Below are 26,185 nucleotides of genomic sequence, written 5' to 3'. Positions count from 1 at the left end.
GTGTCCCGCGCAGAATCGGATTTCAAAGATGCAGCAAGCTCCGGCATCGTTCATCGCGCCACAGGGCGGCATTGACCGGAACGACCCTCGGCCCCTGCACAAACAGGTCTACGAGGCCCTGCTGGCGTCTATCCGGGACGGCAAGCTGCCGTTGCGCGGCAAGCTCCCGTCAGAGCGGGAACTCGTCGATCTCTACAATGTCAGCCGGATCACCGTGCGCCATGCCGTGCGTGAATTGATCCAGCAGGGCGTCATCCACAGCCAGCCCGGAAAGGGACTTTACGTTGCCGAGCGTGGCGGCGGCTTCGAGCTACAGGTTCTCAAGAGCTTCACCAGCATCGCCGTGGCAAGCGGGCGAAATCCCGGCCAGAGGCTGGTTGAGGCCAGTATCGTGCCTGCCCCCCTCGAGGTGAGCCGCCCGCTTTTCCTTGCGCCCGGCGCAGAGGTGATTCTCCTGTCTAGGCTGCGTCTCCTCGACAACATTCCAGCCGTCGTCCAGACCGACTGGATACCGGCGGCACGCGCTGCCGATCTGCTCGATCTCGACTGGACCGTTGCCAACCGATCGCTCTATGCCGAACTCCGCGAGCGCTATCGCATTCACCCGAAACGCGGACAGACAACGCTGAGCGCGCGGCTTGCGACGGACAAGGAGGCTGAGATGCTCGAGCTGCCGACGCCAGCTGCCGTTCTCACGGTCGATCAGATCGCCTTCGACGATCGCAACCGGCCGATCAACCTGACGGCGCTGGTCCATCATCCCGCGCGTTATCCGCTGACCCTGCTTCAGTCGGCATCGGGCGATTTTACGCAATATTGAGCCGCCCTGTCCTGCTCATCCGGCGATTGCGGTTCCGGAGGCGTTGCTCACGTGTGGAGCGTCAGGGCAAGCCGCGGCTCCGGTCGAGGAGCAATAGCCAGGCCATTCCGGCAAGCCCCGAGAAAGCGCCGACTACCGCCGTGCCGGAATAGCTGGTGATTGCGGTACCTGCGGCAAACAGCAATGCGCTCAAGCCGGCGCTGAGAAAGATGTTGACCGAAATCAGGGCGCTGCCGAGACCGGGGCGCTCGGCAATCAGATCCTGGAGATAGGTGATCGGGATGGAGATCAGCGACGCGGCGCCGATGCCGCTCACGAGCGTGAGCGCGTAGACATGCCAGGGCTGGTCGGCAGAAGCCAGAAGCAAGAGGTAGATGCCATAGACCAATGCCCCGAGGGCAAGGGCGGCGAGCTGACCGATGAAGCGCAGAAGGCGTGACCAGACGATGATGAAGACCACTTCCAAGAGAGCGACGATCCCCACCAGAATGCCGATATCGGCGACCGTGCCGCGGGCTGCGCCGGTGACCACGAGCGGAAATATCGCGTCATTGATATGCAGCATGCTGCTGATCAGTGCCACCGCCATTACCCGACTGAAGATCCTTGGGGAGATCACCTGGCCGAGGGCTGCGAGATAGGAGAGATGATGCGTGGCGGCGCTGTCCGTGCCGTCTTGTCGTGGCAGCAGGAAGCCGACGAGCCCGACGCAGAGCAGGCAGGACAGGCAGGCGAAGAGATAGGCCGGCAGCATCGAGGGCGAGGAGGAGAGCAGAACGCCGGTCAGGCCGGGAACGAGCACCCAGGACAGCGAAATCATTGCCCGTGTGCCGGAATTGACGGTCGCCACCTCATCAGGCGCCATTTCGCGGGCTGCGGCGCGCACATTGGCAAAGAGCAGCGAGTTCAGCGAGCCATAGACCGGCAGCAGCAGGAGGGCGCTGAGAACAAAGATTTCCCGGGTTGGAAAAAAGTAGACCGCGCCATAGCCGGCGATGCCGAAGGTCGCGGCGACGAGCATCATCGTTCGGTATTCGCCGAGCCGGTCGGCAAGATTGCCGAAGAGGATGCTGACGATCACGTTGACGGCCGCGGCGGCGAAAATCAGTGCGGAGTAGACCGCGTTCGACAGGCCGAGTTCGACGATTCCGACCACGGATCGATAGGGGCTCGTCGTCGCGCCGGCAAACCCGAAGGTGAAGATGGCAATCATGCTCACCCGGATAGCAGGATTGCGGAAGACATCAGGGATCAGGCGGTTCATCGTCATCGTCAGCAATGGTTTGGAGCGCACCGGTGCGGACGAGAAGAATTCCCGTCCTTGCAAGGATCGCTGCGGATCAATATCAGGCGCGCCAGCGGGGAAGGGCGCGCATCGGTCGTTTAGCCGAATTCCCTGTCGAACGGAAAGGCCGGGTTGTTCGCGCCACCCTTGCCAGGGACAGCGCCGTCAGTTTTTGGCATCGATGATGCCGTGTTACAGCGTTGGGCTCAGCGTCACGATCGCTGCGAACCGGTCCCAATCCTTCGAAGCCTTGGGTGTCCAGGCAGCTTCGGCAATAGCCGGCAGGCGCGGGAAGACCAGCCGGTTGAAATAGCCGCGCGACAGGAAGTGCTCCGACCAGATGCAGGCCTGGACACCTTTCAGCTTGTGCTTCAGTTCCTCGGGGAATTCGCCTGCAGCTTCATAGGCATAGGTATGAGCCGGCGGCACGGTGCCCGCCCAGCTTGCGCCCGGCTCCTGGAAGGCTTCAGCCTGGACCATGTCGAGATAATAGGCCTGGCCCGGCGTCATGACGACGTCATAACCCTGTTCGGCGAGTTCGATGCCAACCTGCGGATTTTCCCAGGCCATCAAAAGCGTATCCTGCGCTCCTACCCCGCCGCCATGGGCAACCTCGTTCCAGCCCGCAAGCCTGCGCCCGCGCTTGTCGAGCATCGTCTTGATCTGTTTGAGGAAATAGGACTGCAATCCGAACGTGCCGGAAATGCCTTGTTCGGCCATCAGTTTCCTCGCAAGCGGCGAGGCGAGCCAGGAACCGTTCGCCACTTCGTCGCCGCCGATATGAATGTACGGTGAGGGAAATAGCTCGACCATCTCGTCGAAGACCTTTTCCAGGAATTCGTAGGTCAGCGGCACGGCCGGGTTGAGCGCGTTGTTCGGATAACCCTGGACGGAATGGTAGCTCTCCGGGGCTTCCTGGCCGTCCGTCAGGTCGGGCAGGGCAGCAAGCGTCGCCGCATTGTGGCCGGGAATATCGATCTCCGGCACGACTTCGACATGAAGGGAGGCCGCATGCGCAACGATGTCTCGGACATCGTGCTGCGAATAGAAGCCGCCGACCGGCTCCGCGCCATTGCCGAGCTGCGGCAGTAGCGGTTCGTCCGGGCCGCGCAACGCACCCGTTGTCGTCAGCTGCGGATAGGCCTTGATCTCCAGGCGCCAGGCCTCGTCATCGGTCAGATGCCAATGGAAGATGTTGAGCTTGAACCAGGCAAGGATGTCGATCAGCCGCTTGACGTCGTCAACCGGATAGAACTGCCTGGAAACGTCGAGATGGCAGCCGCGCCAGTTGTAGCGGGGCCGGTCGAAAATCGTTCCGGAAACCGGGAAGCGGAATTTGCCCTTGCTGGCCCGTGCGCCGTTCAGCATCTGCGCGAGCGAGGTCAGGCCATACTGGCGCCCAGCGGCAGCCGAATAGGAAAGCGTCACGCGATCGGCCGCAAACGTCAGCCGGTAGGCCTCGGCTTCGAGCGAGGCGTCCTTCGTAAATGTGAGGGCGCGGCCCTGCGGCGAGGCGGCCAGATTGAAAACCGAATGGTCGCTTTCGAAAAGGCGGCGCGTCAGCGAAATACAGGTGGATATTGCCGACAGTTCCTCGGCGCTGGCGCCTTCCGGATAGAGGATGACCGGGAAGCCGTCACCCGGCCTCGCATCGATTTCGGCCGGCCAGGGCTGCAGCGCAAAGGGCAGGTCGAGCCTGCCCTCAGGCAGAAGGGTGGGCGGAGGCTCGCTTGCGCGGCCTTCGAGCAGCAGATCGGAGACGGCGACCGGCACATGTTTTCCGGATGACAGCGTCAGATAGGCGGATTTGGCGCCGTCGGTGCAATGCCTTGCCGGGCGGTGCAGGCCGGCGACCGTAAAGGTCCAGCTGCCGCCGGCCGCAAGGACGAACCCGACCGGCGGTTCGAATTCATGAAAATTGGCGTTGCGTCTGAGAAAGGTGGCGTTGCCGCATGCGGCGGCATCGACGACCCGGGTAAGCGAAGTATAGACAAGCTTGAAACCGGAAAGCACCTCACCGGAGAGATTGAAAAGCGTGAAGGTGAACGCTCCATTCGGCCCGCCACCAGGGTTCCAGCTGCTCTCCAGGCGATAGTCGGCCGGTTTCATGTCTCGTTCCTCTTGTTGTGCTTATGATTCAATAGTGCTCGGACTGGGAAAAAGTTCGGGCAAGCTCGGCCTGGCCGGCCGTCAGGCCGCAATCCACCGGCAGGCAGATGCCGGTGATGGCCGCAGCCTGCGGCCCCGCCAGGAAGGCAACGGCATGGGCGACGTCCTTCGGATCGACGACGCGCTGCAGCGGATACCAGCGACGGGCATCCTCGAAGACATTGGGATTGGCGGCCGCGCGAACTTCCCAGGCTTGCGTCTTCACTGTTCCCGGGGCGACGGCATTGGCGCGGATGCCGAATTTTCCGTATTCGACGGCGACCAGCCGGGTGAAGTGCAGAAGTCCGGCCTTGGCGGCACTATAGGCCGGATGGCCGAACACGTTCATGCCGTTGACCGAGGCGATGTTGACCATCGAACCCCGCGACGCCTTCAGCTGGTCTTCGACGGCCCGAAAGCAGAGAAAGGCCGCTTCGAGGTTGAGCGCGTTGTCGGCCCGCCAGATCTCAGGCGTCGTATCATGCAGGCTGACGGCGCGGGCCGCACCTGCATTGTTGACGAGCGTGCGCAGACTGCCGAGCGCGGCCGCGCGTCCGGCGAGCGCCGCGACGCTCGTCTCGCTGGTCACGTCGCATTCGATGGCAACGAAGCGGCCGGACGGGCCGAGTTTGCCGGCAATGGCCGCTGCGGCGTCGGGATTGATGTCCGCGAGCAGGATGATGTCATGATCGTCGGCCAGACGACCGGCGATCGCCGCCCCGATATCGCCTGCTGCTCCGGTGACGATCGCCACTGATTGCGTCATTGCCGCCTCCCTCTTTTGATCAATCGCCGAGCAGCTGCTTGTCGTCGTCGCCGTCGCGGTGGGTGATGAGCTGCTGCTTGATGCGCCTTAGCGTGACTGTCGCCTTCGGCTGGATGGCGTAGGCGACAAGGCTCGCCAGGATATCGACGGTGGCGATATAGGCGATACGCGTCGATGTCGGGCGATAGATGTTCGTGCCTTCGGGAATATCGATCGGCACGACGATCTCGGCCGCCTTGGCGACGGCGCTGCCGGTCTGTGTGAGCGCGATTGTCTTGACCTTCGCTTCGCGCGCCAGCGCAAAGGCCCGCACGAGCTCGGCATTGCGACCGGAAAAGGACGAGCCGATGATCACGTCGTCGGCCTTCGCTGCCGCCGTCATCATCAGTTGCATGCTGTGGTCGGAACTGGAGGTGATGCGCAGGCCAAGCCGAAAGAGCCGGTTCTGCAGCTCATCGGCGATCATCGAGGAGTTGCCGCCCGATCCGAAGGCGTAGATCATCTCCGCCCTGGCGATCTGGGCGACCGCAGCTTCGATGGCGGCGAGGTCCAGCGATCGGTGCAGCAGGAAAAGGGCGTTCTGCGCCTTGGTGATAATGTCCTGAGCGACGTCGGCCGGATCGCTGCTCTTTGATTCCGGCTTCAGGTAGCGCACGCCCACATGGGCGGTACGGGCAAGCTGCACCTTGAAATCGGAAAAGCTGTCGCAGCCAAGGCGGCGGCAGAAGCGTGTGACCGTCGGCGGCGAGACTTCCGCGCGCTCGGCAAGCTCGATGATCGAGGCGTTCACCGCGAATTCGAAATCATTGACGATAATGTCGGCGATGCGGCTCTCGGAGGCGGAAAGCCGGCTCTTGTCTTCCTGCAATGTGGAAAAGATATCCAAGCCGGTCCTCCCATCGATCCGTCAATCAATTCTTCTTCTTGTAGGCAACGCAATCGATCTCGACCTTGCAATCCACCATCATCGACGACTGGACGCAGGCGCGGGCCGGCGGATGCGCGCCGAAATAGTCCTGGTAGATCTTGTTGAAGGTCCAGAAGTCGCGCGGATCGTCCAGCCAGACGCCGACGCGCACGACGTCCTCCACGCCGTAGCCGGCTTCATCGAGAATGGCGAGCACATTGGCGATCGTCTTATGCGTCTGCGCAACGATGTTGCCGTCGATGATCTCGCCGTTTTCCATCGCCACCTGGCCGGAAACATAGAGCCAGCCATCGGCCTCGACCGCGCGTGCGAAAGGCAGCGGCTTGCCGCCGGCGCCGGTCTGAACAGTGCCATATCGCTTGATGGACATGTCGAGGTTCCTGCAAATTATTTTCTTGATAAGTTGACAAGGGACCATAGAAAGCAGATTTTGACCAGTGAAAAACGCCATTTATGAAAAGAATTTAAATCGGGGCGAAGATGCGCGATCCTTTCAAGAACCCATTCCCGTCCTCCGATACTGCACGGCATGCCATCTGGGAGATGCTGGTGCCCCGCGACATCGACGCGTTCCTGGCGGCGGACTGGTCGATGGTCGCAGGCGATTTCGTCGAGGAAGGTTTCATCGGCATCGACGGCCGCAAGCAGGTCAGCCCCGACAAGTGGCGCCTGGCATTTCCCACGCTTGCGGCCTATCGCGATGAGTGGCTGAGGCAGGCAAGGGATTTTGCGACACAGAGCTTCGCGGAGGATACCCGCACGGCGATCTTCACCACCACGACGCTCGAGGACATCGAGATCGAGGGCGACATGGCGCTTGTCCGCAAGAAGTTCGACGGGGGCCTGACGAAGAGCGACGGCAGCCGCGATATCATGCAGTGGCAGACGCTCTATTATTGCAGGCTCCACGAAGGACGGTGGAAGATCTGCGGATTTACCGGCTACCTGCCGAACCCGATGGGTTGAAGCGGGGCCGACACAACAAGGCCAACTCACTTGCGCATTTTCACGGCAGCACTTGCGACCGAAACCAATACGTTTTCTCCGATCTGCGTGGATCGCCGCGCTTTCGAAGCCTCTCTTTATGCGCCGCCCGGCCAGCATCCGGAAACGCCCACACTCTGCACCGCCCCGATCACTGTCGGCCGCCGTGTTGCCGCCGAAAAGGGCTGGGAGCTGATCGAAGGCACCGCAGCCTGGGCGGACCCGGCCGGTCTCGTCAACCGCCAGGCCTATGAAGGGCTGCGTGATGAAATCCTCGGCCAACTCAGGGCCGCAATGCCGGTCGATGCCGTGGTAATGGGCTTGCATGGGGCAATGGTCGCAGCGGGATATGAAGACACGGAAGGCGACCTCCTGACGCGCATGCGCGAGATCGTCGGGCCTGATGTGCTGATCTGCGCCGAGCTCGACCCGCACAGCCATTTGACCCGAAAGCGTATCGAGGCGCTGAATTTCGCCGTCTATTTCAAGGAATTCCCGCATACGGATTTCGTCGATCGCGCCGAGGATCTCTGGCGCATCGCCGTCGATACGCTTGAGCGCAGGGTCAAGCCGGTCAATTCCGTGTTCGACTGCCGGATGATCGATGTCTTCCCGACTTCGCGCGATCCGATGCGCTCCTTCGTCGACAAGATCATGCGGATCGAAAAGGAAGATCCGGATATCCTGTCGATCTCCGTCGTCCATGGCTTCATGGTCGGCGACGTGCCCGAGATGGGGACCAAGCTGCTTGTCGTCACCGACAACAAGCCGGAAAAGGGCGCGGCGCTGGCGCGCGAACTCGGCATGGAGCTGTTTTCCAGGCGCGGCACTTTCATGGTGCCGCAGATCGACGAGAAGGAAGCCGTATCGCGAGCCATGGATGCCAAAGCCTGGCCGGTCGTCATTGCCGATGTCTGGGATAATCCGGGTGGTGGAACCGCTGGCGACGCCACCGTCATTCTCGAGGAGCTTCTGGCCCGCGGTGTGGCAAGTGCTGCGGTTGGCACGATCTGGGATCCGGTTGCCGTCCAGATCTGTTTTGCCGCAGGAGAGGGGGCAGAAATTCCGCTGCGCTTCGGTGCCAAATCGGCACCCGGAACCGGCAATCCCGTCGATGGCATGGTGAAGGTCGTCAAGCTGGTGAAGAATGCCGAGATGCAGTTCGGCGAAAGCCTCGCACCTTTCGGCGATGCGGCGCATATCGTCCTTGATGGTATCGACATCATTCTGAACTCGACCCGGGCGCAGAGCTTTGATCCGAGCCTGTTTTCGGTCATGGGCATCGATCCGGCCAGGCAGAAGATCCTGGTGATCAAATCGACCAACCATTTCTTCGCCTCCTTCTCGAAGATCGCCGCCGAGATCCTCTACTGTTCGGCGGGAACTCCCTATCCCAACAACCCGGCGACGACCAACTATCGCCGGGCGCCGAAGACCATCTGGCCGATCGTGGCCGATCCTCATGGAACCGAACGCGGAGCTGCCTGAGATGCATGACAACCGGTTTGCTGTCGTCGCCAGGGCTGGAGACAGGATCGAGGATCTTTCCACACCCCGCCCGATCATCGACGAAGACAGGCTGGCCGCCAACATTTCAAGGGTTCAGTCCTACATGGACGCGCATGGGCTGAATTTCCGCCCGCATATCAAGACGCACAAGATACCGGCACTGGCCGCCGCCCAGGTCGCCGCCGGCGCCAAGGGTATCAATTGCCAGAAAGTGACGGAGGCCGAGGTCTTTGCCGAAGCCGGCTTCGAGGACATCCTGATCACCTTCAACATCATCGGAGCCCCGAAGCTCGAGCGGCTCGCTGCCTTGAACGATCGCATTTCCGGTCTCAAGGTCGTTGCCGACAGCGCGGTGACGGTCGATGGCCTGTCGTCACATTTCTCCGGCCGCAAACCGCTTGCCGTCCTCGTCGAATGCGACACCGGCGGCGCGCGCTGCGGCGTGCAGACGCCCGAGCAGGCGGCATCGCTCGGCAAGCGCATCGCTGCGGCCGACGGACTGACATTCGCCGGTATCTTGACCTACCCGAAGCCGCAATCGGCCGAAGCTGTGGAAGCTTTCATCCGGGCGACATTGAAGCAATTGTCGGTAGCGGGTCTCGCCTGCCCGATCGTCAGCAATGGCGGCACGCCCAGTCTCTTTCAGGCGCATCTGGTCAAATCGGCGACGGAGCACCGGGCCGGAACCTATATCTATAATGACCGTCAGATGATCCGGATGGGGCATTGCACGCAGGACGATTGCGCAATGCATGTCCTGGCGACCGTCGTGTCGCGGCCGAATGCCGACCGCGCCGTTATCGACGCGGGCTCCAAGGCACTGACCTCCGATCTTCAGGGTTTTGCCGATTTCGGCCTTGTCGTCGGTTATCCCGAGGCCAAGATAACCAGTCTCTCCGAAGAGCATGGCGTCATCGACCTCTCGGCCTGCACCGGTCAACGGCCCGAGATCGGTGAAAAGCTCTTCATCATCCCGAACCATACATGCGTGGTTTCGAACCTTTTCGATACGATGGTCTTCCATCGCAACGGCATCGTCACGCGCGTCGAGGACGTCGCCGCGCGCGGGCTCGTCTGGTAACTGTCTCCGGGTGGACGGCCCTTCAGACCGTTGCCGGAGCCAGAAGGTTCATGTCGATATCGGTGAGCTCGACACGGCGTTCGAAGGCGACGCCTTCCTCATCGAAAAGATGGCAATCGGCAGCGTTGATGCCGACGGCGACCGGCGCGTCCGCGCGGATGCCGACACTGCCGGGAAGCATGGCGCAGAAATTTTCCGTCTCGCTGCCGAGTGCGGCATAGGCCACCGTGTTGGCGCCAAGCCGCTCGATGACGCTCGGCGTGACCGTCAGCGAAATATCGCCGGAGCCCAGCTGGATATGCTCCGGCCGGATGCCCAGCGTCAGCGCCTTGCCGATCATGCCATCGCGCGGAGCGACCGGCAGGCTTGCCTGCTGTCCGCGATAGTCCACGGTCACGCCTGCCTCGCTTGCGGATGTGCAGGTCACAGGCAGGAAATTCATTTTCGGGTTGCCGATGAAGCCGGCTACGAATTGGTTGGCGGGCTTGTGGTAGAGTTCGAGCGGCGCGCCGGTCTGTGAAATATTGCCTGCGTCCAGCACGACGATGCGGTCGGCCATCGTCATGGCCTCTACCTGGTCATGGGTGACGTAGATCATCGTCGCCTTCAGCTGCCGGTGCAGCTTGGCAAGTTCGATGCGCATGTCGGCGCGAAGCGCGGCATCAAGATTGGAGAGCGGTTCGTCGAACAGGAAGATCTTCGGCTCGCGAACGATGGCGCGGCCGATCGCGACGCGCTGGCGCTGCCCGCCCGAGAGCATGCCCGGCTTCTGCTGCAGCCGCGTGTCGAGATGCAGGATGCGCGCGGCATTCTCGACCTTGGCCCGGAGCTTTTCTTCCTCCATCTTCTCGACGCGCAACGGGAAGGCGATATTCTCGAAAACCGTCATGTGCGGATAAAGCGCGTAGGACTGGAACACCATGGCAATGCCGCGTTTGACGGGCGGCAGGTCGTTGACCCTGACACCATTGATGATGATGTCGCCCTTGCTCGTCGCGTCGAGGCCCGCGATCATGCGCAGGAGCGTGGACTTGCCGCATCCCGAAGGCCCGACGAAGACGACGAACTCGCCGTTCCTGACATCGAGGTCGATGCCTTTGAGAACTTCGTAATCGCCATAGAATTTTTGAACCTTGTTGAGCTGAAGCTGTCCCAAAAATCTGTCTCCGGTCCCGGCCTGAATATGCAAAGTTTGGTCGGTGAGGATCGCAGATCAACGACCTGCGATCCTCGACGGCGGATTACTTGAAGGCTTCGATCTCGCCGGCAGCCTTTTTCAGGGCGGCTTCAGGCTCTGCCTTGCCGGTGACGACGGACTGGACCATCTCGATCATCGAGTTCTGGAAGCCCTTGTAGTCCGTGAAGAGCGGCTCGGGGCCACCGTAGCTGATGCCCTCGATGAACGGCTTCCAGAAGGGATCCTTGGCAACGAATTCGTCCACCTTCGCGGAGGGACGCAGCGGGGTGAGGCCTGCGCCGCCCTGCAGTTCGTATTCACCCTGGATGTCGGGCGAGGTGATGTACTTGGCGAATTCGATTGCCTTGTCCTCGACGCCCGAGCCCTTGAAGATCGCGAGGCTGTCGGTGATGAGCAGCGTGCCCGGACCCTTGGCGTCCGGACCGAGCGGAAGGGTGGTGACGCCCCAGTTGATCTTCGTATCCTTCAGGCGATAGGCAGCACCGGAGCCCGCCTGGATCATCGCGACCTTGCCATCGAGGAAGATGGCGCGGACTTCGTTCTGCTCATAGGCGGTCGGACCTTCCTCGGCATAGGCCGATATATCCTTGTATGCCTTCAGCGCTGCGAGGATCTGCGGGCTGTCGAGCGTGATCTTGCCTTCGGCATCGGTTACGGCGCCATTGTTGGTGTAGACCCAATGCATGAACTGATGCATCGTGTTGTCGAAGGTCTTGGCAGAGAGACCGAAGCCCGGAATGCCGGTCTTTTCCTTGATGGTCTTTGCCATCTGGATTTCTTCAGCCCAGGTCTTCGGCGGCGTCTCGGGGTCGAGACCGGCCTGCTTGAAGAGATCCTTGTTCCAGTAAAGTGCCTTGGTGGAGAAGGCGATCGGGACGCCCCACTGGTTGCCGTCGAAGGTGACGGTATCGACGATGTGCGGGTAATAGCCCTTCTTCTCGTCATCGGTCATCGGAACGGGAACGATAAGGTCGTTCTGAGCAAATTCCTTCAGCGTGCGCGAGCCGACATAGGCCATGGCGACCGGCGTGCCGGCGGCAGCCAGCGTCGTTGCCTTGTCCTGGCACTGTGCCCAGCCGACGACTTCCGGTGCGATCTTCCAGCCGGCGTTCTTGGATTCCCATTCCTTGATGTATTTGGTGTGGATCGGGTCGATCGTGTCGCCGCAATAGATCCAGCTGATTTCCTTGTCGGCTGCCTGGGCCGTGACGGCGGTCAAGGCCGTCGAACCAAGCAGGGCGAGCGCCATAAGGCCTGTCTTGATGGTAATGCTCACGTCGTAACTCCCATTCTCGTTGTTAGCTGTTCACTCTTTATTGTTGGTCTTATTGTTTCACCGCACCGGCGGTCAGGCCGCCGACGAGATAGCGCTGAAGGAAGAAGATGACGATCATCGCCGGCGCGATGCCGACGAAGGAGGCCGCCATCAGTTCGTTCCAGATGACCTCCTGCTTGCCGAAGTAAGCGAAGAGTCCCACCGGCAGGGGCATGTATTCAGTCTTCGAGTTGAAGGTCAGCGCGAAGATGAACTGCTGGGCATAGGCGCCGATGAACGTGGTGATCGCGACGACGATAATCCCCGGCATCGCAATGGGCAGAATGACGCGGCGCAGCGTGTAGAAGTGGCTGGCGCCATCCATATAGGCCGCTTCGTTGAGTTCCTGCGGAATGCGGATCATGTAGGTGCGCAGCAGCCAGATCGCCGAAGGGATCAGGAAGGCGACGCCCGGCACGATCATCGCAAGATAGGTGTTCAGGACACCCATGCTGCGCATCAGGCGGAAGAGCGGGATGAGCAGCACGGCGCCGGAGAACATGTTCACCGTCAGGAAGGCGCCGAGCAGGATGCCCATGCCCTTGAACTCGAACTTCGCAAATGCATAGGCCGCCGGAATGACGAGGCAGAGCACGATGACGGTGACGATGATCGAGATGAAGAACGAGTTGAAGATATAGCGAGCAAAGCCCGGCACGCTGATCCACATCGTCCGGTAGGCTTCGAACGAGCCGTTTTCCGGCCAGAAGCGGTAGGGCGAGGAGAAGAGCTGGCTGAGCGGCTTCAGCGATACCAGAAAGCCTTCGACAAAGGGCGCCAGCACGAAGAAGAGAAAGAGCGCTATGCCGCAGTAGATGAGGATGATTTCCCACCAGCTGTAGCGATCGATCATGGGACGGCTGCTCATGCGCGCTTCTCCGGATTGAGGCGGCGGGTGACACGGAAATAGGCGAAGCAGAAGAGCGACAGGAAGATGCAGATCAGCACTGCGCGCGCTGCCCCTTCGCCATATTTCTTCGAGCCGATCGCCGTCTGATAGGTATCGATGATCATCGTCGTCGTTTCGCCGCTCGGGCCGCCCTGCGTCAGGATCCAGATAATGTCGAAGGAATTGAAGGTCGCGATCAGCGACAGCATCGACATGGTGATGATGGCCGGAACCATCAGCGGCAGCGTGATGCGGCGGAAACGGTACCAGCGACCGGCGCCGTCGGTCCATGCGGCTTCGTAGAGATCCTTCGGGATCGACTGGATCGCGGCGAGGAAATAGATCGTCACCAGCGGCACGCCGATCCACACGTCCGTGACGATCGTCGCCCAGAAGGCGGTGCTGCCATAGGCGAGAAAGGCGACCGGACCGTCGACGAGGCCGAAGCGCTGCAGCAACCCGGAAATCATCCCGAACTGGCCGTTATACATCCAGCCCCACATGAAGATGCCGATGGCCATCGGCACGATCCAAGGCGGCATGGTGAGCAGCCGAAACAGCGAACGGCCTGGCACGGCCGCATTCAGCATGGCGGCGCCGAACGTGCCGATAATCATCTTCAGGGCGACCGAAAAGAAGGTCCAGATGAAGGTTCGGACAATGACTTCCACGAAGGTGGGATTGAAGATCTTCTCGTAATTGACCCAACCGACCCAGTTCGTCACCTTGCGCAGCGATGCGTCCGTAAAGGACAGGATGAACGTATCGACCAGCGGATAGGCAACGATCGCGAGCACATAGAGGACAGCAGGGAGGAGAAGGATCCAGGCGAAGATGACGGCACTTTTCTGAGCACTCATCTTGCCATTCTCCTCAGGCCGCTCTGGCGTGCAGCGCCTCGTCGAACCGGTCCCAGACGGGACGAAGGTCGATCACGGCCTTCTTCATGCGGGCCTCATCCATGGCGAGCGCCAGGATGCCCGCCTCCAATGCGTTGAGCGTGGAGACCGGCAGTTCCGAACCGGTGCGCACACTCTGCAGAATATCGGCCGCCATCTGCTCGTCGGCACCGTAGTGCTGCGACAGCTCGGTCGCGGCATATTCGTTTGCGACGATCTTGTTGCCGGTCAGCTGCTCGTGAACATCGAGATAACCGCGGACGAAGTCGCCCTCTGCCATGCCGCGCGAGCCCATGATGGCAAAGCGGCGGAACTGGTCAGGAACGTTCAGATTGGTGTGGAAGTTCATGCCGACGCCGTTGGCGTATTCGACGATTGCCACCTGGTAGTCGATGATGTCGGCGTCGCTGTCGAACACCTTGTCCGAACCCATCCAGCCGCTCGGCTTGCGGTGGAAGAGTTCCAGATCGTTGATGCCTTCGCGCGCCGGGTCGTTGGCGGGAATGAAGCTCTTGCGGCCGCCGAAGCTCGCAACGCGTTCGGGGCGGGCGCCGACCACGCCATTGTAAAGGTCGAGGTCGTGGCAGCATTTCTCCAGCATGAAACTGCCGGAATAGCGCTCGTAGCGGCGCCAGTCGCGCATGAAGAAGGCGCCGTGATAGGGCTCGATATGTTCGGAGGCTTCAATCGATACGATATGGCCGAGCTTGCCTTCCGCCTGGATGGCGCGCAGGTCCTTGTAGAGGGGAGAGTAGCGCAGTACGAGACCGACCATCAGCCGCTCATGGCCGAACTTCGCCATCAGATGGGCAAGTTCGATGCTCTCGGCGATCGTGGTGACGATCGGCTTTTCGCAGAAAACCTTCAGGCCGGCTTCAAGGCCGAGGCGAATATGATCGAGATGCATGTGGTTGGGCGAGCCGATCATCAAGAGATCGAGCTTTTCGGAGGCGAGAAGCTCTTGCGGCGAACCATAGGCCTTGCCGACGGAGATGCCCTTTTCCGTCAGTCCGGGAAGCCCGGCGGGGTCCGGATCGACGTAGCCTACGATCTCGAAACTGCTGTCGATTGCCTTGAAGACATAGCCAAGATAGCCGAGCCGGAATCCCAGCCCTATGATTCCCACTTTCATGCTAAATTCGTTCCCGATTTCGTAATTTATTTTCTTCAAGTTGGGACAAAAATCAGAGGTCGTCAACCAAAAACGGTGTTGAGAGCGCGTTGATGAAATTGATTTTCATCGGACCCGATCTGGGCCTCTGCAGCCTCCAAGCCGGACAGTCTGGGTCGCGGCGGCAGAGGTCCGCATGCCGCCGCGCTTGACGGCCGCCGCCACCCGGCTGTCCGCACCTGCCCCGCAAATGCTCGTGCCTTCCGAGATCACGGTGGCGATCGTGTCCAGCCCACCAGCCGTGCAAGACCGCATGGCTGGCGCGACAGCGTCTCAAATCCCCGATCCGTCCAGTTGCTGGGCGTCGTCGCCTTCCCAGGGCGAGGGCATGGAACCGCTGTTGAGATTGGCTGACGGCATTGGCATCCAACACTTCAATTCCGGTTCGGCATATTCGATGAGGCGGCCAGGCGAGGAATCGGACGCGCGCCAGCCCGCCGTGCCGAACTGATCGCCATTCGACCAATAGGCGAGGTCAACTTCCGCCGGCCCCTGTTCGGACGGGCGGATCGTAACGAGGATCCGGCTGCCGTCCTTCGGGGCGGTTGTCATATGTCGCCAACGGTCTGGTTCAACCATCGTTCTTCCTCCTGCATTGCTGAGGAATGCAAGTCTCATATCAGTCCGGGAAACGGTCAATTCAAACTTGGTGCTGTGCGACCCCGGCCGCTGATTTGCTGTTCCGGCGAGACGGAGGGCTGGCGAGCGGCAATGTCAGCTCACAGGTTGGCATTCCCGCGCCGGGCCTTTCAACCTGGATAGAAGACGGGCTGAGGTCGCCTTGCGTTGCAGCCGTTCAAAGCCAGTTGATCCGCTTGAGCACCATCAGCGTTGCAACGGACGTGACCGCGACGAAGGCAACGATAATGACGAAAGCCCAGGTGTCGTTGACGCCAGGGATGCCGCCGACATTCATGCCGAACAGGCCGGCCACGACGCTCGGCGGCAGCAGCAGGGCGGCGAGTGCGGCGAGGCGATTGGAATTGCGGGCGATCCGCTCGCTGATGACGGTGGACAGGTCGTCGTGAAGGATGCTGGTCCGGTCGCGGATGGCGTCGAGATATTCGATGAAGCGCATCAGCTTGTCGATGACCTCGCGGAAGCGCAGCTTGTCACGCTCCTTCAGCCACGGGGCGTCGTCATGCTCGATCCGGCTCAAGGCGTCGCGCTGGGGTGCGAGATAGCGGCGAAGCTGTACGGAACGGCGGCGGAGCTGCTTCAGCCGCTCGCGCACTTCGCCGGCATCACCGTGAAAAACCAGCTCGTCCAGTTCGTCCACCTCCTCGTCCATCGCATCGAGCACGGGTTCGAGGTCGCGCACCAGCTTTTCGCTGACGAGAGCAAGCAATTCCCCCGTCTGTTTTGGGCCCTTGCTCTTGTCCAAGGCAAGGCGGATGTCGCGCAGGGCGGTTATATAGTGGCCGCTGTCGCGCAATGTCACCAGTCTGCGCTGGTCGGCCCATATATGAAGGGGAACAAGATCGACCTCGGCGGAGCCGTTTTTCACTTCGTCCGGCGGCGTGGCGCAGACGCCGCGAAGAATGATCAGCAACCCGTCGTCAATGCCTTCGACGCGCGGGCGCGTTTCTTCCTCCAGCAAGGCTTCGGCGACCAGCGGATCGAAGCCGCCTCTCGATGTCACCCATTCCGCCGCGGCCGGATGGTCGCGCTCGAAATGCAGCCAGACGACGCCATCAGCCGGCGTCCACCGACGCACCGCTTCCATGTCAAGCGTACGGCATCCGCCGTTGCCGTCAAGAAGCACGGCGAAACGCAAACCCGGCTCGGCGCCGTAACTTGCAACATTCGTGACCTGTTCGTGCATGAAAACCTCCACCCGCCGCGGTCCGCCTCCCCGAAGCGCGATGCGATAGCTTAGCGAGTCGCTGTCGGGCGGCAAGACGATCGAATGCTCAGTCGTTTTGAACAAGGCCGCCACGTCGGCAACGGCATCCGATCCGGGACGGGCATCGCCCTTACTCCGCGCCGCAGGCGTAGCCGTTCGAAATTAGAATCTATCGCGTCAATTGAAAGACCTGATCGCTGCGCTAGTTTAAATTGTCATGGCGTTGGCGTCGATGTGTCTTGTCGCGATGCGCATGCCGCCAGCGCCGTTGCGAATGAAGGACGATCGTCTCCGGAAAGACCACGGAACAAGGGATCGCGACCATGCGCCCAGCCGATCGAATGACGCAGCCCTGAACGGGCTTCATGGCCGCTGGGCGGACCTCATCATCCTTGGATAAGCCACCACACGGAGGGGGAAGATGTGTAGGCATGAACTGCTTGTCGTGGCAACGCTTGCATCTCTGTTTGCGGCCCAGACTGCGCTTGCGGACGGTCCTGGCGGTCCGGCCCGCGGACTGAAGACGGCGCCTGTCTTCAGCTATCTTTCGGAAAAACGCCGGACAGCCGCGCCGTTCGCGCATGTGATGTTTTGCGCGCGCAATCTCAACGAATGCATGGCACGCGACGGTGCCTCGCAAATCCTGTTGGACCCCGCAGCCGACAAGCAGCTTCGCGCCGTCAACGCCTCGGTCAACGGCTCGATCCGTCCGCTCAACGAAAGCCCTGAAGAGGGCGATGTCTGGCAGGTGAACGTCAAGGCGGGCGATTGCGAGGATTTCGCGCTGACCAAGCGCGATCGTCTCATCGCCATGGGCTGGTCGGTAAAGGCGCTGCGGATTGCCGTGGCAAAGACAGCCACCGGCAAAGGCCACGCGGTTCTGGTCGTCAAGACCGATCAGGGCGATCTGGTGCTCGACAACCGTACCAATGCGATCAAGGGCTGGCGGGATACGGACCTTCGCTGGCTGATGATCCAGTCGGGGGACGATCCGCGCATATGGTTCGAACTTTAGATGCGAAACACATGTGCGGCGTGCGGATCTTTTGAAGCCGGTATCCTGTCCTTGCTGCCAGCCGCCCGGTGATGCGTCCGGCGTTTCGGTTGCTGCCTGCCGTGTTTGAACACGTCCTGATAGAACCGTCTTCATCCGATCGGTTTTATCGAAGGCATCCATTGACCTGAGGCCCTGCTTGCATTTTCTATCCGCCCCCAAACATAAGCCGGCCAGGGAGGGCATATGCAGGTCCTATCGAGCATTCAGGCAGTGCGCACAGCGCTTGCCGCCGCAAGGGCGAATGGCGGAAGCGTCGGCTTTGTGCCGACGATGGGTTATCTTCACGCCGGGCATATGGAGCTTGTCGCGCGGGCGCGCGCCGAAAACGAAATCGTCGTTGCCTCGATCTTCGTCAATCCGCTCCAGTTCGGCCCGGCAGAGGACCTGGCCCGATACCCGCGTGACCTGGAACGCGACAGAACGATGCTGGAAAAGGCCGGTGTCGACATTCTCTTCGCGCCCGGTGTCGAGGATATGTACCCGTATCCGATGAAGACCGTGGTCGATGTGCCGGAGCTTGGCGGCGAGCTCGAAGGTGCGGTTCGGCCGGGGCATTTCGCGGGCGTTGCCACTGTCGTCACCAAGCTCTTCAACATCGTGCAGCCGAAGAACGCCTATTTCGGCGAGAAGGATTACCAGCAGGTCGTCATCATCAAACGCATGGTCGACGATCTCGCCCAGCCGGTGCGCATCGTCTCGGTGCCGACGGTCCGCGACGCCGACGGTCTGGCTCTGTCGTCCCGCAACGTTTATCTCAGCGCGGAGGAACGCCGCGCCGCGGTCATCGTGCCTCGCGCCCTGGACGAGGCGGAGCGTCTCGTCGCCGGTGGGCTCAGCGATCCGCAGGTCCTTGAGGCGAAACTGGCCGAATTCATCGGACGCGAAGCCTTGGCAAAACCGGAAGTCGTCGCGGTCAGGGACGCTTCGACGTTGAAACATGTCGCGAAGATCGAGGATCCGGTCGTTGTCGCACTGTTCGTGCGGATCGGCGCGACCAAACTTCTCGACAATCGGGTGATTGCGGGCAAAGATTCATCTGGAAGGGGAGAGGCATCATGAGTGCCGTGAGCTCCGCAAAACGTCTGACGCCATCACGAATCCGGGCCATGAAGGGCCGAACGCCGATCGTGTGCCTGACGGCCTACACGACACCGATGGCGCGGCTTCTCGATGAACATTGCGATCTCCTGCTCGTCGGGGATTCGCTCGGCATGGTTCTCTACGGCATGGAGAGCACCGTGGCGGTGACGCTCGACATGATGATCGCCCATGGCAGGGCGGTCATGCGCGGCGTCGCCCGATCCTGCGTAGTGGTCGACATGCCCTTCGGCAGCTATCAGGAGTCCAAAGAGCTGGCCTATCGCAACGCCGTGCGCATCCTGCAGGAAACCGGGTGCGACGCGGTCAAGCTGGAAGGCGGCGAGGAGATGGCCGAGACGATTTCCTTCCTCACGGCGCGCGGTATTCCGGTCCTCGGACATATCGGTCTCATGCCTCAACAGGTCCATACCGCAGGCGGCTACCGATCTGTCGGACATTCCGAGGAGGAGGTCGCCAAGATCAGGCGTGACGCCGCCGCGATCGGCAGCTCGGGAGCCTTTGGGGTCGTCGTCGAAGGAACGGTCGAGACATTTGCCCGCGAGGTGACGGGAGCAATTCCTGTTCCGACGATCGGGATCGGCGCCTCGGCAGCCTGCGACGGCCAGATCCTGGTTTCGGACGATATGCTCGGACTGTTCAACGATTTCACGCCGCGCTTTGTCAAGCGCTACGACGAACTTGGCAAGAGGGTGGGCGCTGCTGCTGCCGCCTATGCCGGCGACGTTCGCTCGCGCACGTTCCCCGCAGAGGAGCATACGTTCAAGCGCCGGTCCTGACGGTGCGGGCGACGACCGGACGGAGCGCGAGTGCGCAGCAGCGGCTCCGCACTCAGGGGACCAGCGTGATGGTCGCGGAGTTCCATCCTGCGGGCAGCGGTCGGGGCCGGTCGATCGTCACGTTTTCGATTTCGAGGCCGGTGACATTCTGCGCAAAGACGCCCGGCAATCCGCCTGGATAGGCGAAAAGGCCGACAATGTTGCCGTCCTCGGCCCGCACCCAGGCATTGCCGCGCCCCTCGGTGCCTTTGGGCGGTGCCAGATCGGCGTTGGTCGGCCGCAAGTCATACTGCCTGGCAGTGCCGAGCGGTCCTTCCTCCATCCTAAGCGTGCTCGCGCGCAAAACGACATTGTCGATGCCGCCCGGTTCCTCTGCAAAGAGATTGACCGCCCCCTGGCATCGCCCACTGATATTTTCGACAAGTACCTTGCAAACCGTTCCTGCCGGGCGCTCGGGGCGTCGCGTGAGCTTGGTAATCGTGAACGGTTCGCCGGAGCCCCAGAATCCGTCCGGCGTCTCGCTGCAATCGACTTCGATATCGCGGAAGACAACATTCTCGACCTTGCCGCCATCGCGCGAAAAGATGCCGAGACCGCGGTTGGAATTCTCGATCCTGCAGCGCAGGAAGCTGACCTCGGTTATGTCGCCGAAGCTTTCCGTGCCGATCTTGAGGGCGCAGCTCTTGCTCTCGATCACGCTGTCGGAGACCGTGATCCGCTCGCAGCGGCCGATTTCTTTCTCGCTGAAGCTGGTCTTGAGGCATATGCCGTCATCGGCGGTTCGAATGACGGCGCCGGTGATCGTCACGTCGCTGCAGCTGTCGATGACGATCCCGTCGGTATTGGGCAGTTGGCGGTTGTTGGAGACGCGAACGCCGTGAACAGCGATATTGCGGCAGCGCACCAGATGGATCGTCCACATGGGTGAATCGGTTATCTGGACGTCTTCCAAACGAATGTCCTGACAATCCTCCAGGACCAGGACTCGCGGACGTTCGGCGAACGGAGTGAATGTGCCCACACTCGCGTCGAAGCCGGTGTGGAAGGCATCGCCGCCGCCGTCGATCGTCCCCTTGCCGACGAGCGCAATATTCCTGGCGTTCTGCGCCACGATGTAAGCGCGGTTGGATGCTTCGGCGAGTACGCTGACCGTGTTGGAGCCATATTGTTTGTAATCGGGGGCGAAAGCGAGGACTGCGTTTTCCTCGATATGCAGCGTCACATTATCGCTCAACCGGATCGGCCCTGCGTGATGGCGACCGGGCCGGAGAAAGACCGTCCCGCCGCCGGCCGCCGCTACAGTGTCGAGCGCTGCCTGGAGATCGCCACCCATCACTTCAACGAATATCTCCATCCGATACCTCCGCCTATCCTGCAGATTTCATAGCCCTGCGTAATTTATTCGTCAACAGGACGAACTAAATCTTGCGGGACTGGATGTGTTGTGTTGACAGTCCGCAAAACTCGTATTTAATTCGTCATGGTTACGAACAAAGGACTGTGGGAGTGCAGTGCAGGCCGTTCGTTTCGGATGTCAGGATGACAAGCCAGAGAGGGAGCCCTATGAAAACGCTAAAGACAATTCTAATAACCGCCAGCGCCCTGGCGATGACAATGTCGGTCGCCGCAGCCTCCGAACTCAAGCTCGTGTGGTATGTCGACAGTGATCAGGAGGAGGCGGATACGCGCGCTCTGCTCGATCAGTATACGAAGCTGCATCCCGAAACGACCTTCGATCTGGAGATCACGCCCTATGACGGGATGATCCAGAAATTCCAGCAATATGCCGCATCGGGCATCATGCCGGATCTGTCGCTGACCTCCTCGATGGAGCCGGTCATCCGGCCGTTCCTGGCAGACCTCGGCAAAGAGATCGGGCCGGAATGGATCAACGACTTCGTCAAGGGGTGGGCCGATGGGGCCAAGCTCGGCGACAAGGTCATTGCCGCGCCGCTGCGCGTTACCTCGACCGGTATCTTCCTGAACGCTGACGCCTTCAAAAAGGCAGGCGTCGCCATCCCGGATCAGGCAACGGGCTGGACCTGGGACGAGTTCATTCCGAAGGTCAAGGAAGTCGCGGAGAAATCCGGCACCCGCTATCCGCTCGTATGGGATGTTTCGGCGAGCCGCTGGATCGTCCACGAATATCAATATGGCAACCACATCTACACCGAGAAGGAGCCGGTCAAGGTCGTGATGGACGAGGCGGCCTGGACGGGCACGCTCGACAAGTTCATCGACATCACCAAGGCTGCCATGCCGCCCGGCCTGTGGAGCGGAGCAAGCTCGGACAATCCGAAGGAACTTTTCACCGCCGGTCAGGCCGCCGCCTACATGTCCGGCAGCTGGCAGATCGCCGGGCTGGCAACCAATGCGCAATTTGCCTGGCAGGCCGGACCGACGCCGCGCGGGACGGTTGCCTCCTCGATCTATGGGGGCGACTACATCGTCGCCTTCAATACGAGCCAGCACCTGCCGGAGGCAGTCGAGTTCATAAAGTGGATCACGTCGCCGGAGATCCAGGCGCAATATGCCAAGACCTTCGGCATGATCCCCGCCAACCTCAAGGCGCCGCCGGTCAAGTATGACAATCCGGCTGCGACGGCTGCAATCACCGCAATGCAGAGCGAGCTGAACGCGAGCCCGGCCTATGCGGCAACGGACCAGGCCTGGCCGCAGATGCAGTCGGTCTGGGGCACGGTCAAGACAGCCGTCACCCAGGCTGTTGCCGGCCAGATTTCGTCGGCCGAGGCGATCGCACAGATCAAGAAGGCTGCCGACGACTCGCTCGAGGCGAGCAAGTGACGGCGGTGATTGCGCAACAAGGCAGTTCGGCACTGGGTCCTCACCCGGTGCCGAAAGGCAGCCGCAACAGCCTCTTCAATATCGGTTGGCCGTATCTGCTGATGCTGCCGACGATCGCATTGCTCGTCACCTTTACGCTCTATCCGCTGGTTCAAGGCCTCCTGATGGCGTTCTTCAAGCGGGGCGTCGTGGTTGTCCCACAGGTGCCGAGCACCCTGCCGCAATATGTGGGCTTCGATAACTTTCTCGGGCTCTTGAGCAACGCCGACTTTCAGACGTCTCTCGTCAAGACGGTGCTCTTCGTCATTGTCGCGGTGCCGCTGAACATCGTCGCCTCGCTGGCGCTGGCGCTGCTTCTTTCGCCTCAGACCCGGTTCTTCGCGGTTGTCCGCACGATCGTCTTCTTCCCCTCGATGATCAGCCTGCTGATCATCGGCGTTTCCTGGCGCTGGCTTTTCGGCCTGAACAACGGTCTCGTCAACTATCTGCTGTCACTTGTGGGAATTGCCCCCGTTCCGTGGCTCGAACAGGACACGCTGGCGCAGATTGCGATGATCATCGCTTGGGTGTGGGCTCAGGCCGGCTTCAACATGATGATCTTCATCGCCGGCCTGACTGCGATCTCGGCGGATTATTATGAAGCCGCATCGATCGACGGTACCAGCAAATGGCGTCAGTTCACGCATATCACATTGCCGCTTCTCAAGCCGACGATGGCGGTGGTTCTGGTGCTTTCGTCGATCGAAGCCTTCAAGGTCTACGAACTCGTCGTATCGTTGACCGGAGGAGGGCCGGGCAAGGCGACCGTCTATCTGATCCAGACGATCTACGACACGGCGTTTCAAAAGCCGATGCAGGCCGGCGTTGCCGCTGCGCAGTCGATGGTTCTCTTTGCAATTCTCTTGCTGCTGACGATCGTCCAGTTGCGCGTGTCGAGGAGTGAGAAATGATACGGATCTATTCGCCCTGGCGGCTCGCCTTCGTGGCCCTGACACTCTTCGTCTTTCTGATGCCGCCGGTGTGGCTCTTCCTGTCGTCGCTGAAATCGCAACAGGAAATATTCCAGTGGCCGCCGACCATTTTCCCGGCTCATGTGACGTTGCAGAATTTCATCGATACCGTATCGCGGGCGAAATTTCTCGTCTTCTTCCGCAATTCGGCAATCGTTTCGGTGCTTTCGGCACTGCTGTCCGTCACCATCAGCGTCATGGCGGGTTATGCGCTTGCCAAATTCAGGTTCAAAGGCGACACCCTGTTTTTCCTGCTGATCATGTCGTCCCTGATGGTGCCGCTGCAGATCGTCATGATCCCGGTATTTCTTGTTCTGCGCGATCTTCACCTTCTTGATACGCTCGCGGGCATCATCATCGCCCCGGCCGCTACGCCCACGGGCGTGTTCCTGATGCGGCAATATATCACCAACATTCCCGACAGCCTTCTGGAGGCTGCCCGGATCGACGGGACGCCGGAGTGGCGCATCCTGCTGAGAATCATCGTGCCTCTCTCCATCCCGGCGATCGGCACGCTTCTGGCTTTCAATCTGGTCTGGCGCTGGAACGACTACCTGTGGCCGTTCCTGGTCATCACGGACCAGGACAAGTGGACCGTCCAGGTCGCGCTCGCCAATACGGTTGGGCGGTTCGGCATCAACTGGCCGCGACTGCTATCGATGTCCGTACTCTCGGTCCTGCCGGTGCTCGTCATGTTCACGGCCCTGCAGCGCATGCTGATGAGCGGGTTGATGGCCGGCGCGACCAAGGAATAGCGAATCGTCCCGACCGAATGCAAAAGCCGCCTGCGGGCGGCTTTTGCATCGTGTTTTATCTTCCAAAGATTGCGACCAGGGAGCGGACGTCTCAGTTCATCGCCGAGCGCAGCTTCTCCTTGTGGGCGAGGGCGGCCATGGCCGGCATGCTGCTCCATCCCTGAAGCAGCGAGCCGCGGCCCCATGGCGGCGCGAAATATTCGACGGCCCCCATCCACCCTTCTTCCAGGCAGGTTTCCCACCAGCGCAGCAGGGGATATTCGGCACCGGCAAGGCCATGCAGCAGGCGCTGTTCGGCATAGAGGCCGGAGAGGTACGGCCAATCCGATCCGTTATGGTAGCGATAGGCGAAGGCCGACTTCGAGCGGGTGTCCTTGGGCCGCTTGAAGGGCGGGAAGGCGCACATCACGCCCCAGTCGCCATAGGGCTGATCACCGTTGTTGCGGCTTTCCAGCAGGGCTTCCACTTTGCCAAGAACAGTTCGCGCGCGTTCAGGCGAAACGGCGCGATAGCGAAGCAGGGTCAGGCTGTCGAGCGTCAGGTGGTCTTCGACGAAGTCATCCTTCATGCCGTAATCCGCGTAGGTTCCGCCCGGCTGGAGGAGGGCTTCGTCGATTGCCGCTCGCGCTGTCGCGGCGATCGCTGCCGCTTTCGCGGCAATTTCGCCGTCGATTGCAGCGCCATATTCGACGATGACGTCGAGCGCGCCGATCCAAAGGCCGATATCGTAGGAGACGTAACCGTGCCGATAGACGTTGTCGGCCCAATCGCGGTCGTGGTTCGGTTTGACCGGAAGCCCGCTTCCGTTGACGTCCAGGGCGCAATAGCGGTTGAAGATTGCGACGACCTTGTCCCAATGGACCGCCATCGGTGCACTGTCTCCAGTCGCACGGATGTAATCGCCGATCGTCAGAATGAAGAAGAGGGGGCTGTCGAAATGGTCGCTCCACCAGTCGCCGGGCCGAAGATGCTCCTCCTTGATGCGCGGATCCGTTCGACGGACCTTTTCCCATTCCTCGGCCTGGCCCGGACCGGTGAGGATGACACCGCTCGGGGCCTCTCCATCCGGCTGAATGCCGCGTGCCAGCAGTTCGATCTGCGAGCGCACGGCCGCCGGCGCCCGATCGAGCAAGGCCTGAAGCGTCCAGTAGCCGTCGCGATAATAGGTTCGTGCCGGCGCGCTATAGGCCTGGCCGGCGGCAAGGCCGCCAAAGGCGCCGTGCGCGTCCTGCCGAATGCTTGAAAGGGCGGCATGAAGGCTTTGCGAGATCATGCTGCGCATCAGCGGCGCGGCTTCGGGCATCTCGTCGCAGCGCGCCACATAGGCGTTCGCTTCAGCAATCACGTCCTCCGGGGTGAGGTCGAGAGCACGCGTGGCTTCTTCGATCGACGCGCCGGCGCTGAGGAACAAGCCGTCCGGCCGCTGCTCGGCGATCACCACGCCCCATCCGGTTCTGGCAATCCGTCGTTCACCCAGCCGCTCGACCGGCTCACGCTTCGTCGTGCTTGCCCACCATGCGCAGCGTTGCGAGGGGACGAGCGTGCGCAGCCTCGCTCCCTTCAAAAACAGCACCGGCGCCGATTGCGCCACATAAAGGCCGCCGCCGCTGGCCTCGACGCGGTTCGGGGCATAGGTGAAAGGCCCGCGCCAGCCGCTGAAGGTGAGGCTTGCGATCTTTCCGCAGCCCCAGACGGAGATTTCGATCTTGCCGTCGGGCCAGCAATCGCCCTGCAGGCGCGGAGCCATGAACGGCAGCAGTACCGGCTTGTCCGAAACGAGTTGGCCGTCGGCAAGCGGGGTAAGGATACGCGGCTTTCCACGCGGCGTCGTCATGGGCGAGC

General features: G+C 61.3%; 24 protein-coding genes. 10 read left to right on the top strand and 14 right to left on the bottom strand.

Annotated elements, in window-relative coordinates; genetic code table 11:
* The first annotated feature begins 28 nt into the window (after window positions 1-28).
* Entirely contained in the window at window positions 29-820 is a 792-nt protein-coding gene (locus ACFPWW_RS15010) for a GntR family transcriptional regulator (protein WP_377312318.1), read from the top strand.
* 61 nt (window positions 821-881) lie between these two features.
* Here the strand turns inward: ACFPWW_RS15010 and ACFPWW_RS15005 are convergent, their stop codons facing one another.
* From ACFPWW_RS15005 to ACFPWW_RS14985, 5 genes are all read right to left on the bottom strand, one after another.
* Window positions 882-2,096, bottom strand: a complete 1,215-nt coding sequence (locus tag ACFPWW_RS15005; protein WP_377312344.1) for an MFS transporter — start codon at window positions 2,094-2,096, stop codon at window positions 882-884.
* Window positions 2,097-2,297: 201 nt separating this feature from the next.
* Window positions 2,298-4,214 carry a beta-N-acetylhexosaminidase gene (locus ACFPWW_RS15000; RefSeq protein ID WP_377312316.1) on the bottom strand — a complete coding sequence of 639 codons (1,917 nt, stop codon included), beginning with the start codon at window positions 4,212-4,214 and terminating at the stop codon, window positions 2,298-2,300.
* A 28-nt stretch (window positions 4,215-4,242) separates the two neighbouring features.
* Window positions 4,243-5,019, bottom strand: coding sequence for an SDR family oxidoreductase (locus tag ACFPWW_RS14995; RefSeq protein WP_112754223.1), 777 nt, complete (start codon window positions 5,017-5,019; stop codon window positions 4,243-4,245).
* A 19-nt stretch (window positions 5,020-5,038) separates the two neighbouring features.
* The gene (locus ACFPWW_RS14990) at window positions 5,039-5,905 is read right to left on the bottom strand and encodes a MurR/RpiR family transcriptional regulator (protein WP_377312315.1); all 867 of its coding nucleotides are present in this window, start codon (window positions 5,903-5,905) and stop codon (window positions 5,039-5,041) included.
* 25 nt (window positions 5,906-5,930) lie between these two features.
* Window positions 5,931-6,317: a RidA family protein gene (locus ACFPWW_RS14985; RefSeq protein ID WP_112569106.1), complete on the bottom strand. Its 387-nt coding sequence runs from the start codon at window positions 6,315-6,317 to the stop codon at window positions 5,931-5,933.
* 110 nt (window positions 6,318-6,427) lie between these two features.
* On the opposite strand from ACFPWW_RS14985, the gene ACFPWW_RS14980 reads away from it, so the two are divergent.
* From ACFPWW_RS14980 to ACFPWW_RS14970, 3 genes are read left to right on the top strand one after another with little or no spacing between them, the layout of a single operon-like run.
* Window positions 6,428-6,913, top strand: coding sequence for a hypothetical protein (locus tag ACFPWW_RS14980; protein ID WP_112704405.1), 486 nt, complete (start codon window positions 6,428-6,430; stop codon window positions 6,911-6,913).
* 30 nt (window positions 6,914-6,943) lie between these two features.
* Window positions 6,944-8,419 (top strand): M81 family metallopeptidase, encoded by a 1,476-nt coding sequence (locus ACFPWW_RS14975; protein ID WP_377312314.1) that lies wholly within the window; start codon window positions 6,944-6,946, stop codon window positions 8,417-8,419.
* A gap of 1 nt (window position 8,420) precedes the next feature.
* Window positions 8,421-9,521 (top strand): D-TA family PLP-dependent enzyme, encoded by a 1,101-nt coding sequence (locus tag ACFPWW_RS14970; protein ID WP_377312313.1) that lies wholly within the window; start codon window positions 8,421-8,423, stop codon window positions 9,519-9,521.
* 22 nt (window positions 9,522-9,543) lie between these two features.
* On the opposite strand, the gene ACFPWW_RS14965 is transcribed toward ACFPWW_RS14970, so the two are convergent.
* The 7 genes from ACFPWW_RS14965 to ACFPWW_RS14935 all read right to left on the bottom strand — a co-directional run bounded on the left by ACFPWW_RS14965 (window position 9,544) and on the right by ACFPWW_RS14935 (window position 16,818).
* On the bottom strand, window positions 9,544-10,677 hold the full coding sequence (locus tag ACFPWW_RS14965) for an ABC transporter ATP-binding protein (protein ID WP_377312312.1): 1,134 nt from the start codon (window positions 10,675-10,677) through the stop codon (window positions 9,544-9,546).
* Between the two features lie 85 nt (window positions 10,678-10,762).
* Complete coding sequence (locus tag ACFPWW_RS14960; protein ID WP_112569116.1) at window positions 10,763-11,968, bottom strand: extracellular solute-binding protein; 1,206 nt, start codon at window positions 11,966-11,968, stop codon at window positions 10,763-10,765.
* A 76-nt stretch (window positions 11,969-12,044) separates the two neighbouring features.
* Window positions 12,045-12,902, bottom strand: coding sequence for a carbohydrate ABC transporter permease (locus ACFPWW_RS14955; protein WP_112569118.1), 858 nt, complete (start codon window positions 12,900-12,902; stop codon window positions 12,045-12,047).
* Window positions 12,899-13,783: a carbohydrate ABC transporter permease gene (locus tag ACFPWW_RS14950; protein ID WP_112569120.1), complete on the bottom strand. Its 885-nt coding sequence runs from the start codon at window positions 13,781-13,783 to the stop codon at window positions 12,899-12,901. Before ACFPWW_RS14950 ends, ACFPWW_RS14955 begins: the two co-directional genes overlap by 4 nt.
* A gap of 13 nt (window positions 13,784-13,796) precedes the next feature.
* Entirely contained in the window at window positions 13,797-14,954 is a 1,158-nt protein-coding gene (locus tag ACFPWW_RS14945; protein ID WP_112569122.1) for a Gfo/Idh/MocA family protein, read from the bottom strand.
* 312 nt (window positions 14,955-15,266) lie between these two features.
* Window positions 15,267-15,572, bottom strand: a complete 306-nt coding sequence (locus ACFPWW_RS14940; RefSeq protein WP_112569124.1) for a hypothetical protein — start codon at window positions 15,570-15,572, stop codon at window positions 15,267-15,269.
* Window positions 15,573-15,789: 217 nt separating this feature from the next.
* Window positions 15,790-16,818, bottom strand: a complete 1,029-nt coding sequence (locus tag ACFPWW_RS14935; RefSeq protein ID WP_377312310.1) for a zinc transporter ZntB — start codon at window positions 16,816-16,818, stop codon at window positions 15,790-15,792.
* A 442-nt stretch (window positions 16,819-17,260) separates the two neighbouring features.
* Here ACFPWW_RS14935 and ACFPWW_RS14930 point away from each other — a divergent pair, with 442 nt between their 5' ends.
* The 3 genes from ACFPWW_RS14930 to panB all read left to right on the top strand — a co-directional run bounded on the left by ACFPWW_RS14930 (window position 17,261) and on the right by panB (window position 19,773).
* Window positions 17,261-17,854, top strand: a complete 594-nt coding sequence (locus tag ACFPWW_RS14930; RefSeq protein WP_377312308.1) for a transglutaminase-like cysteine peptidase — start codon at window positions 17,261-17,263, stop codon at window positions 17,852-17,854.
* Window positions 17,855-18,079: 225 nt separating this feature from the next.
* Window positions 18,080-18,955, top strand: a complete 876-nt coding sequence (gene panC, locus ACFPWW_RS14925; RefSeq protein ID WP_377312306.1) for a pantoate--beta-alanine ligase — start codon at window positions 18,080-18,082, stop codon at window positions 18,953-18,955.
* The gene (gene panB, locus ACFPWW_RS14920) at window positions 18,952-19,773 is read left to right on the top strand and encodes a 3-methyl-2-oxobutanoate hydroxymethyltransferase (RefSeq protein ID WP_112569132.1); all 822 of its coding nucleotides are present in this window, start codon (window positions 18,952-18,954) and stop codon (window positions 19,771-19,773) included. The genes panC and panB overlap by 4 nt, the downstream gene beginning before the upstream one ends.
* Window positions 19,774-19,825: 52 nt before the next feature.
* Here the strand turns inward: panB and ACFPWW_RS14915 are convergent, their stop codons facing one another.
* On the bottom strand, window positions 19,826-21,127 hold the full coding sequence (locus ACFPWW_RS14915; RefSeq protein ID WP_377312304.1) for a glycoside hydrolase family 28 protein: 1,302 nt from the start codon (window positions 21,125-21,127) through the stop codon (window positions 19,826-19,828).
* Between the two features lie 260 nt (window positions 21,128-21,387).
* Between ACFPWW_RS14915 and ACFPWW_RS14910 the strand changes: the two genes are divergently transcribed.
* From ACFPWW_RS14910 to ACFPWW_RS14900, 3 genes are read left to right on the top strand one after another with little or no spacing between them, the layout of a single operon-like run.
* Entirely contained in the window at window positions 21,388-22,578 is a 1,191-nt protein-coding gene (locus tag ACFPWW_RS14910) for an ABC transporter substrate-binding protein (protein WP_377312302.1), read from the top strand.
* Window positions 22,575-23,528 (top strand): carbohydrate ABC transporter permease, encoded by a 954-nt coding sequence (locus ACFPWW_RS14905; protein WP_112569138.1) that lies wholly within the window; start codon window positions 22,575-22,577, stop codon window positions 23,526-23,528. The genes ACFPWW_RS14910 and ACFPWW_RS14905 overlap by 4 nt, the downstream gene beginning before the upstream one ends.
* Window positions 23,525-24,343, top strand: coding sequence for a carbohydrate ABC transporter permease (locus tag ACFPWW_RS14900; protein WP_377312300.1), 819 nt, complete (start codon window positions 23,525-23,527; stop codon window positions 24,341-24,343). Before ACFPWW_RS14905 ends, ACFPWW_RS14900 begins: the two co-directional genes overlap by 4 nt.
* Window positions 24,344-24,434: 91 nt before the next feature.
* Here the strand turns inward: ACFPWW_RS14900 and ACFPWW_RS14895 are convergent, their stop codons facing one another.
* The gene (locus tag ACFPWW_RS14895; RefSeq protein WP_377312299.1) at window positions 24,435-26,177 is read right to left on the bottom strand and encodes a glycogen debranching protein; all 1,743 of its coding nucleotides are present in this window, start codon (window positions 26,175-26,177) and stop codon (window positions 24,435-24,437) included.
* Between the last annotated feature and the right edge of the window lie 8 nt (window positions 26,178-26,185).

The sequence above is a fragment of the Rhizobium sp. GCM10022189 genome (assembly GCF_042656325.1).
Lineage (GTDB): Bacteria > Pseudomonadota > Alphaproteobacteria > Rhizobiales > Rhizobiaceae > Rhizobium.
Note: the sequence above shows the minus strand (reverse complement) of the source record. Positions and strands in the feature narration are given on the sequence as shown.

Coding starts and splice junctions, on each gene's coding strand:
- ACFPWW_RS15010 (WP_377312318.1), top strand. CDS start 29: ATGCAGCAAGCTCCGGCATCGTTCATCGCGCCACAGGGCGGCATTGAC.
- ACFPWW_RS15000 (WP_377312316.1), bottom strand. CDS start 4,214: ATGAAACCGGCCGACTATCGCCTGGAGAGCAGCTGGAACCCTGGTGGC.
- ACFPWW_RS14995 (WP_112754223.1), bottom strand. CDS start 5,019: ATGACGCAATCAGTGGCGATCGTCACCGGAGCAGCAGGCGATATCGGG.
- ACFPWW_RS14985 (WP_112569106.1), bottom strand. CDS start 6,317: ATGTCCATCAAGCGATATGGCACTGTTCAGACCGGCGCCGGCGGCAAG.
- ACFPWW_RS14980 (WP_112704405.1), top strand. CDS start 6,428: ATGCGCGATCCTTTCAAGAACCCATTCCCGTCCTCCGATACTGCACGG.
- ACFPWW_RS14970 (WP_377312313.1), top strand. CDS start 8,421: ATGCATGACAACCGGTTTGCTGTCGTCGCCAGGGCTGGAGACAGGATC.
- ACFPWW_RS14960 (WP_112569116.1), bottom strand. CDS start 11,968: ATGGCGCTCGCCCTGCTTGGTTCGACGGCCTTGACCGCCGTCACGGCC.
- ACFPWW_RS14955 (WP_112569118.1), bottom strand. CDS start 12,902: ATGAGCAGCCGTCCCATGATCGATCGCTACAGCTGGTGGGAAATCATC.
- ACFPWW_RS14950 (WP_112569120.1), bottom strand. CDS start 13,783: ATGAGTGCTCAGAAAAGTGCCGTCATCTTCGCCTGGATCCTTCTCCTC.
- ACFPWW_RS14945 (WP_112569122.1), bottom strand. CDS start 14,954: ATGAAAGTGGGAATCATAGGGCTGGGATTCCGGCTCGGCTATCTTGGC.
- ACFPWW_RS14940 (WP_112569124.1), bottom strand. CDS start 15,572: ATGGTTGAACCAGACCGTTGGCGACATATGACAACCGCCCCGAAGGAC.
- ACFPWW_RS14935 (WP_377312310.1), bottom strand. CDS start 16,818: ATGCACGAACAGGTCACGAATGTTGCAAGTTACGGCGCCGAGCCGGGT.
- ACFPWW_RS14930 (WP_377312308.1), top strand. CDS start 17,261: ATGTGTAGGCATGAACTGCTTGTCGTGGCAACGCTTGCATCTCTGTTT.
- panC (WP_377312306.1), top strand. CDS start 18,080: ATGCAGGTCCTATCGAGCATTCAGGCAGTGCGCACAGCGCTTGCCGCC.
- panB (WP_112569132.1), top strand. CDS start 18,952: ATGAGTGCCGTGAGCTCCGCAAAACGTCTGACGCCATCACGAATCCGG.
- ACFPWW_RS14915 (WP_377312304.1), bottom strand. CDS start 21,127: ATGGAGATATTCGTTGAAGTGATGGGTGGCGATCTCCAGGCAGCGCTC.
- ACFPWW_RS14910 (WP_377312302.1), top strand. CDS start 21,388: ATGTCGGTCGCCGCAGCCTCCGAACTCAAGCTCGTGTGGTATGTCGAC.
- ACFPWW_RS14900 (WP_377312300.1), top strand. CDS start 23,525: ATGATACGGATCTATTCGCCCTGGCGGCTCGCCTTCGTGGCCCTGACA.
- ACFPWW_RS14895 (WP_377312299.1), bottom strand. CDS start 26,177: ATGACGACGCCGCGTGGAAAGCCGCGTATCCTTACCCCGCTTGCCGAC.